Source organism: Streptomyces sp. NPDC048192, assembly GCF_043202415.1.
GTDB lineage: Bacteria > Actinomycetota > Actinomycetes > Streptomycetales > Streptomycetaceae > Streptomyces.
Genome location: NZ_JBIDAL010000019.1, coordinates 151,711 through 159,142, shown reverse-complemented (window position 1 = coordinate 159,142; position 7,432 = coordinate 151,711). Strand labels below are relative to the sequence as shown.

Annotated in this window: 8 protein-coding genes; 4 read left to right on the top strand and 4 right to left on the bottom strand. The window is 73.5% G+C overall.

The window, feature by feature from the left end; translation table 11 throughout:
* Positions 1 to 111: 111 nt before the first annotated feature.
* Positions 112 to 516 (bottom strand): winged helix-turn-helix transcriptional regulator, encoded by a 405-nt coding sequence (locus ACGFZN_RS33640; protein WP_393862242.1) that lies wholly within the window; start codon positions 514 to 516, stop codon positions 112 to 114.
* Positions 517 to 607: 91 nt separating this feature from the next.
* On the opposite strand from ACGFZN_RS33640, the gene ACGFZN_RS33635 reads away from it, so the two are divergent.
* The 3 genes from ACGFZN_RS33635 to ACGFZN_RS33625 all read left to right on the top strand — a co-directional run bounded on the left by ACGFZN_RS33635 (position 608) and on the right by ACGFZN_RS33625 (position 3,297).
* Positions 608 to 1,462, top strand: coding sequence for an SDR family oxidoreductase (locus ACGFZN_RS33635; protein WP_393862241.1), 855 nt, complete (start codon positions 608 to 610; stop codon positions 1,460 to 1,462).
* A gap of 132 nt (positions 1,463 to 1,594) precedes the next feature.
* Positions 1,595 to 2,653, top strand: coding sequence for an EamA family transporter RarD (gene rarD, locus ACGFZN_RS33630; RefSeq protein WP_393862240.1), 1,059 nt, complete (start codon positions 1,595 to 1,597; stop codon positions 2,651 to 2,653).
* Positions 2,654 to 2,811: 158 nt separating this feature from the next.
* On the top strand, positions 2,812 to 3,297 hold the full coding sequence (locus tag ACGFZN_RS33625) for a VOC family protein (protein WP_393862239.1): 486 nt from the start codon (positions 2,812 to 2,814) through the stop codon (positions 3,295 to 3,297).
* A 43-nt stretch (positions 3,298 to 3,340) separates the two neighbouring features.
* On the opposite strand, the gene ACGFZN_RS33620 is transcribed toward ACGFZN_RS33625, so the two are convergent.
* Entirely contained in the window at positions 3,341 to 4,423 is a 1,083-nt protein-coding gene (locus ACGFZN_RS33620) for a hypothetical protein (protein WP_393862253.1), read from the bottom strand.
* Positions 4,424 to 4,739: 316 nt separating this feature from the next.
* Between ACGFZN_RS33620 and ACGFZN_RS33615 the strand changes: the two genes are divergently transcribed.
* On the top strand, positions 4,740 to 5,327 hold the full coding sequence (locus tag ACGFZN_RS33615; protein ID WP_393862238.1) for a flavodoxin family protein: 588 nt from the start codon (positions 4,740 to 4,742) through the stop codon (positions 5,325 to 5,327).
* Between the two features lie 24 nt (positions 5,328 to 5,351).
* On the opposite strand, the gene ACGFZN_RS33610 is transcribed toward ACGFZN_RS33615, so the two are convergent.
* The gene (locus tag ACGFZN_RS33610; RefSeq protein WP_393862252.1) at positions 5,352 to 6,233 is read right to left on the bottom strand and encodes an ABC transporter permease; all 882 of its coding nucleotides are present in this window, start codon (positions 6,231 to 6,233) and stop codon (positions 5,352 to 5,354) included.
* A 166-nt stretch (positions 6,234 to 6,399) separates the two neighbouring features.
* Complete coding sequence (locus ACGFZN_RS33605; protein WP_393862237.1) at positions 6,400 to 7,422, bottom strand: ABC transporter ATP-binding protein; 1,023 nt, start codon at positions 7,420 to 7,422, stop codon at positions 6,400 to 6,402.
* Between the last annotated feature and the right edge of the window lie 10 nt (positions 7,423 to 7,432).

Sequence of the window (7,432 nt, the reverse complement as noted above, 5' to 3'; positions counted from 1 at the left end):
GCCATGGCCGACCAGCTGGAGACCGCCATCGAGCAGAAGGGCAAGGGCGACCTCGCCGCCCTCCTCGCCGGCGGCGACACCTGGACCGTCACCGGCTGACGAGGCTGTCCGTCACGAGGCCCGGGACCGTGCGTCCCGGGCCTCGTCGTATGCCCGGCGGGCGCTGAGCACGTCGTCCATGCGCCGCTCGGTCCAGCGGGCCAGCTCCCGTACCTGTTCCGCCGCCTCGCGGCCTAGGCCGGTGAGCGAGTAGTCGACGCGCGGCGGGATGACGTGCTGGGCGTCCCGGTGCACGAGACCGTCGCGCTCCAGGGTCTGGAGGGTCTGCGTGAGCATCTTCTCGCTGACGCCGCGCCCGCCTAGGCCGCTGATCGCCCGGCGCAGCTCGCTGAACCGGTAGGGGCGGTCGAGGAGCTGGATCAGGACCAGCACCCCCCAGCGGCTGGTGACGTGCTCCAGGACCAGGCGGTAGGGGCACAGGGCCTCAGCGTCGCCCGTCCGATCACTTACCGACATGCCAGTACCTTACTTCAAAGTGGGTACTTTCCAGAAGTTAGCGCACTGCCTAGGGTGAGTGGCATACCCACCGCACAAGGAGTCGTGAACCATGAGCATCGTCGTCACCGGAGCCACCGGCCACCTCGGCCGCCATGTCGTGGAGCAGCTGCTGGAGAAGGTTCCGGCGGAGCAGATCACCGCCGTCGTGCGCGACACGGCGAAGGCCGCCGACTTCGCCGCCCGCGGGGTCACGCTGGCCGTCGCCGACTACAACGCGCCCGAGACCTTCGACGGCCTGTTCGCCGCCGGCGACAAGGTGCTGCTGATCTCCGGCAACGAGTTCGACAAGGGCCGGGTGGGGCAGCACCAGGTCGTCATCGACGCGGCGAAGGCGGCCGGCGTGGCGCTGCTCGCGTACACCAGCGCGCCGGGGAGCCTGACCGCCGCGCTCGCCGACGACCACCGGGCCACGGAGGAGGCGCTGCTCGGCTCCGGCCTGCCGTACAGCCTGCTGCGCAACGGCTGGTACCACGAGAACTACACCGAGAACCTCTCCCCGGTGCTGGAGCACGGCGCGGTCGTCCAGGCCGCCGGCGACGGCCGGGTCTCCTCGGCGGCCCGCGCCGACTACGCCGCCGCGGCGGTCGCCGTGCTCACCGGCGAGGGCCACGAGAACACGACGTACGAGCTGGGCGGCGACGAGGCATGGAGCTTCGCCGAGTACGCGGCCGAGCTGAGCCGGCAGACCGGCAGGGAGATCGCGTACGCCCCGGTCTCGGTCGAGGCCCTCACCGGCATCCTGACCGGCGCGGGGGTGCCCGGGCCGCTCGCCGCGATCCTGGCCGGCGTGGACGCCTCGATCGAGAAGGGCGAGCTGGTGGTCGCCTCCGGCGACCTGTCGCGGCTGATCGGACGCCCCACCACCCCTCTGGCGGAGGCGGTCACCGCCGCCCTCAAGGGCTGACCCCTGACCCCCTGACCGGCCGTCACCTCGACCACCCCCGCTGTCATGACCGTATATCGATACGCACATGACAGCGGGGGGTCCCCGGCGCTACCTTCGTTCTCGCGTGTCTGACTGCGAGAGGAGGGGCCGGTGGCCGAGAAGTCCAAGGGTGAGCACCGGATAGGCCTGCTGAACGGTTTCGCCGCCTACGGCATGTGGGGCCTGGTGCCCCTGTTCTGGCCCCTGCTGAAACCCGCCGGGGCGATGGAGATCCTCGCCCACCGCATGGTGTGGTCCCTGCTCGTCGTCGCCGTCGCCCTGCTCTTCGTGCGGCGCTGGGCCTGGGCGGGGCAGCTGCTGCGCCAGCCGCGCCGGCTCGCGCTGGTGACCGTGGCGGCCGCCGTCATCACCGTGAACTGGGGCGTCTACATCTGGGCCGTGAACGCCGGCCATGTGGTCGAGGCCTCCCTCGGGTACTTCATCAACCCGCTGGTGACCATCGCGATGGGCGTGCTGCTGCTGAAGGAGCGGCTGCGGCCCGTGCAGTGGGCGGCGGTCGCCACCGGCCTCGCCGCCGTCGTCGTCCTGACCATCGGCTACGGCCGTCCGCCGTGGATCTCCCTGGTCCTCGCCTTTTCCTTCGCCACCTACGGCCTGGTGAAGAAGAAGGTGAACCTCGGCGGCGTCGAGTCGCTGGCCGCCGAGACCGCGATCCAGTTCCTGCCCGCGCTCGGCTATCTGCTGTGGCTCGGCGCACACGGCAGGGCGAGCTTCGTGAACGAGGGCGCCGGGCACGCCGCCCTGCTCGCCTCCACCGGTCTCGTCACCGCCATACCGCTGGTCTGCTTCGGCGCGGCGGCGATCCGCGTGCCGCTGTCCACGCTGGGCCTGCTGCAGTACCTGGCGCCCGTCTTCCAGTTCCTGCTCGGCATCCTCTACTTCCACGAGGCCATGCCGCCCGAGCGCTGGGCCGGGTTCGCGCTGGTCTGGCTGGCGCTGATGCTCCTCACGGGCGACGCTCTGCGCTCGGCGCGCCGGGGCGCGCGTGAGCTCGCCAGGGCGGCCGCGGCCGCGGGCGACGGCCTGCCGGCCGCCACGGCCGGGACGGCGGGCACCACGGCGACCGTGACCTCCGGGCCCGGCCCGGACAGGGAGAGCGCGACCCCCGGATCCGATCCCGATCCGGAGGCAGAGGCCGCGATGCCGTAGCCGGCGTCGTCACGGGGCAGTGGGCGGAGTCGACCGGGCGTGCCCGAGCAGGCGACCGGAGGTCGAGCCGGGATGACCGAGGCCTGACCGGAGGGGCGACCGGGAGCCTGCGCGGAACCGCCTCTTCCGGCGGGCGGGCGCGGCTATAAGTGGTCACCATGACCACCGCGACACCCGGTGCCACGCCCACGCCCGCACCGCTGCACTGGAAGCTCGTCGTCGACGCGGCCGACCCGCACGCCCAGGCCGACTTCTGGGCCGCCGCGCTGCACTACGCGGCCGAGGACAACAGCGCCCTGGTCGAACGGCTGCTGTCCTTCGGCGCACTGCCCGTCGAGGCCACGGTCGAGTACCGCGGCCGGCCCGCCTTCCGCGATCTGATCGCCGTACGGCATCCCGAGGACCCGTACGACCCGGAGACCGGCACCGGGCTCGGGCGGCGGCTGCTGTTCCAGCGCGTGCCGGAGGCGAAGACCGTCAAGAACCGGCTCCACCTCGACCTGCACGTCGGCGCGGAGCAGCGCGCGGCGGAGGCGGCGCGACTGGAGGCACTGGGCGCGCGCGTGGTGCGCGAGGTGAAGGAGCCCGCCGGGCAGTGGCTGCTGATGACGGACCCGGAGGGCAACGAATTCTGCCTGCAGTAGGAAGTCCGATCGGCGGCGGGCGGGACTGTGCGGGTGCCGCCGGTCACGGCCGCGCGGCGCGGGCCGCCCGGTCGGTGAGGCGGACCATGCGGGCGCGGGCCGACTCCAGCGGACGCGGGTCGTCGGCGGCGGGGCCCGGCTCGGCGGTGAGGTCCGTCCACAGCTCGATCAGGTCGTGGCCGAGCCGCAGGCCCTCCTCGGGGTCGCGCACCGCGCGCCACGCGGTCGCCGCGCTCTGCACGTTCCCGTAGGCGGCCTCCGCGTCCCGCGCCTGCCGGCGCAGCCGGGCGAGGTCCAGGGACTGCCGGCAGGCGCGGACCGGGTCCCCTCCCAAGTAGGCGATGTAGGCGGACAGTTCGCGCAGGTGCAGCACCTCGGCGTGGCCGGCGCCCAGCGCGGTGGCCGCCTCGGCGACGGTACGGTCGGCGAGTTCCGCCGCCGCCTCGATACGGCCGGACCGCACGGCCTCGTTGATCCGGGTCATGGGCCCGGCGAGCAGCTCGGCGCCCTCCGCGGTTTCGGTCACGGGTCCGTCCCCGAGCACCTCCTCCGCCACGGCGTCGAAGCCCCGGGGAGGAGTGGGGGCGGCCGTGGTCGGGGCCATGGAGGCAAGGTCGGGCTCCGGCACGGCGACGACGGGTGCCAGGGCCTGCGCGGCCGGCATGACCGGCGCGGGGCCGAACTGTCCCGTCGGCGCCTGCGAGGTCCCGGCCGGACCGGGCTGCGGCCGCGTCACGGAGGGCGCGTCCTGCACGCCCTTCGGCGCGACGGCGTCCACGGCGGCGGGCTGTTCCTGCGACAGCGCCGGGGAGCAGGGCGGCGCGCTCGTCGGCCTCGGCACCGTGACCGGCTTCTGCCGCGGCATCCCGGCCGCCGTGCCCGACGGCCCCGCTGCCACCGCGTCCGCCGCGCTCGGTTTCACCGGCGCAGCCACCCGTACCGCCTCCCCCGTGACCCGGCTGGAGCCGTCCGCCGAGACCTCCAGGGGAACCACGCAGCCCTCACGGTCGTCGTGGATCGTGGCGCGCACGGGGGCGCCGACGCTGATGGCGAGGCGCTGGAGATGGTCGAGGACGGCCTGCTGGATCTCCTCGCCCGGCGCCGCCATCACCGACGTCCCGCCCACCGACGCGTCTCCCGCGCCGAACACCCGGACCGGTATCACCGCCGGATGCGGCGCGGGCTGCTGCGCCCGCTTCTTCTCGAAGCTGATTCGAGACATCGGTTTTCCCTCACTCCCCCGGCGTCGCGATCCGGTCGTACGCGTCCTGCCAACCAGTGTGTCGGCCCGCTTCGGCTTCCGCGTCACCGCAGCGTCACAGCCTCGCACCAGCCGCGCCCCTGCACCCGGCGCGGGCCGCCGCCCCTGGCGCGAGTTGCTTGCGTATGCATAAAATGCATGCGCCTTTATCCGCCGTATGACAGCACTCCCTGGGGGACCCATGAGCCGTCGTTTCCTCTTCGTCCTGGGCAGCGCCCGCACCGAAGGCAACACCGAGCTGCTGGCCCGCGCGGCGGCCGAGCAACTGCCCGCCGGCGTCGAGCAGCGCTGGATCCGTCTGGCCGAGCATCCCCTGCCCGACTTCGTGGACCTGCGCCACGACAGCGACCACGTGCGGCCGCCGTCCGACAGCACCACCGGTCTGCTGCTGGACGCCACCCTCGCGGCCACGGACATCGTGATCGCCTCGCCGCTGTACTGGTACTCGGTGTCCGGCCTCACCAAGCGCTACCTGGACTACTGGTCGGCCTGGCTGCGCACCCCCGGCGTCGACTTCAGGGCGACCCTCGCCGGGCGCACGCTCTGGGGCGTCGCCGCGCTCGCCGACTCCGAGCCGTCCGTCGCCGACCCTTACGCGGGCACACTCAACAACTCGGCCGCCTACCTGGGGATGCGCTTCGGCGGGGTACTGCTCGGCAACGGCAGCGCGCCCGGTGACGTGCTGAAGGACACCGACGCGCTGGCCCGCGCGAAGACGTTCTTCGCACAGGACGCGCCCCTCGCGCGGTTCCCCCACCAGACCGCCTAGCACGCTCCGGAAGGCGGGTGACGCCTACGCGCTGATGTCCTTCGCCGTGAACCGCGCCCAGGCCGCCGAGCCGAACACGGCCGCGTACAGCGCCTGCAGGCCGAGGTTCTTCGTCAGGTCGTCCCAGTAGACGGGGTCGCGCATCAGGTCGGCGAAGGACAGCCAGTAGTGCGAGAAGAAGTACGGCCGCAGGGCGTGCAGCTGGGGTATCTGGTCGAGGATCTGAACGGTGATCAGGAGCCCGACGGTGGTGGCCATCGCCGCGATGCCGCTGCTCGTGAGCGTCGACACGAACAGCCCGAGCGCCGCCACGCCGACCAGTGAAGCGGCGACCACGAGGGCGATCAGCAGGGCCCGGGCAAGGCCTTCGGCGAAGCTGATCCGCGTACCGGAGATCGTCGTCAGCTCGCCGAGCGGGAACAGCAGCGCACCGACGATCAGCGCCGAGACGGCGACGACCAGCGTGGCCAGCACACAGAAGGCCAGCACGGTCGTGTACTTGGTGAGCAGCAGCCGGGTACGGCCGGCCGGTGCGACCAGCAGATAGCGCAGGGTGCCCGCGCCGGCCTCGCCCGCTATCGCGTCGCCCGCGACGACCCCGACGGCCATCGGCAGGAAGAACGGCAGCGTCGCGGCGAGTGCCGTGAACACCAGGAACAGGCCGTTGTTGGTGATCTGCGTGATGAACGCCGGGCCCTGGCCACTGTGGTCCGCGGCCCCGCCGCCCCGCGTCTGGATCTTCACCGCGATCCCCACCAGCACCGGCACCGCGGCCAGCACCCCGAGCAACGCGAGCGTGCGCCAACGGCGCAGGGTCGTGACCAGCTCACTGCCCAGCAGCCCGAACGCCCACAGGGGGCTGGGCCGCCGTACGGGCGGCACGGGGGCCAGGTCGGCTACGGGGATCGGTCTGGGCCCGGGGGTCGGCGCGGACGCGGGCGTCGGCTCGGTCTCCTCAGTCGGCCCGGACACGGGGACCGGTCTTGCCTCCGAGGTCGGCCCGGACGCCGGACCCGGTCCTGCCTCCGGGGTGAGTCCGGACGAGGGGACCGGCTCCCCTCCCGGGAACGTCTCAGCCCGCGACATCGAAGCCCTCCCCCGTCAGTGCCACGAAGGCGTCCTCCAGCGAGGCCCGCTCGACCGTGAAGCCCCGGACCCGTACCCCCGCCGCGACCAGGGCCGCGTTCACCTCGGCCAGGTCCCGCGGCGGCGGCTCGCCCGAGACCCGGTCGCCTTCGGCGGTGACGTCCCCGGCGCCCTGTTCCTTCAGCACCCTGGCCGCCTCGGCCGGGTCCGGGGTCGTCACCACCAGCCGGCCGCGCGCCCCGGCCGCCAGGTCGGCCACCGCTCCCTGGGTGATGAGCCGGCCGCGTGCCATGACCGCGGCATGGGTGCAGACCTGCTCGATCTCGTCGAGGAGATGGGAGGAGAGGAACACCGTCGTGCCGTCGGCGGCGAGCTCCCGGATCAGGGTGCGGATCTCGCGCATGCCCTGCGGGTCGAGGCCGTTGGTGGGCTCGTCGAGCACGAGCAGCCGGCGTGGCTGGAGCAGCGCGGCGGCGAGGCCGAGGCGCTGTTTCATGCCGAGCGAGTACGCCTTCGCCTTCTTGCCGGCGGCCGCCGCGAGGCCCACCCGGTCCAGGGCGGCGGCGACGCGGGCACGCCGCGTGCGGGGGTCGGCGGTCGGGTCGGCGGCGTCGTAGCGCAGCAGGTTGTCCCGGCCGGAGAGGAAGCCGTACAGCGCCGGCCCCTCGATGAGCGCGCCGACCTGGGGGAGGACGGACCGGGCCGCCCGGGGCATCGGGCGGCCCAGCACGCGGGCCGTGCCCGCGGTCGGCTCGATCAGGCCCATCAGCATGCGGATGGTGGTGGTCTTGCCCGAACCGTTCGGACCGAGGAAGCCGAAGACGCTGCCCGCCGGGACGGTGAGGTCGAGGCCGTCCACGGCGAGCTGTCCGCCGCGGTAGCGCTTGGTCAGGCCACGGGTGGCGATGACGCTCGCCTCCGCGTCCCCCGGGGCACGCTGCTCCGGCTGCCCCGGGGCACGCTCTTCCGCGTCCCCCGCCTCCCGCTGCGTGGCGGACGGTCCGTCCATCGGCTCCCCC

Coding starts and splice junctions, on each gene's coding strand:
- ACGFZN_RS33640 (WP_393862242.1), bottom strand. CDS start 516: ATGTCGGTAAGTGATCGGACGGGCGACGCTGAGGCCCTGTGCCCCTAC.
- ACGFZN_RS33635 (WP_393862241.1), top strand. CDS start 608: ATGAGCATCGTCGTCACCGGAGCCACCGGCCACCTCGGCCGCCATGTC.
- ACGFZN_RS33625 (WP_393862239.1), top strand. CDS start 2,812: ATGACCACCGCGACACCCGGTGCCACGCCCACGCCCGCACCGCTGCAC.
- ACGFZN_RS33615 (WP_393862238.1), top strand. CDS start 4,740: ATGAGCCGTCGTTTCCTCTTCGTCCTGGGCAGCGCCCGCACCGAAGGC.
- ACGFZN_RS33605 (WP_393862237.1), bottom strand. CDS start 7,422: ATGGACGGACCGTCCGCCACGCAGCGGGAGGCGGGGGACGCGGAAGAG.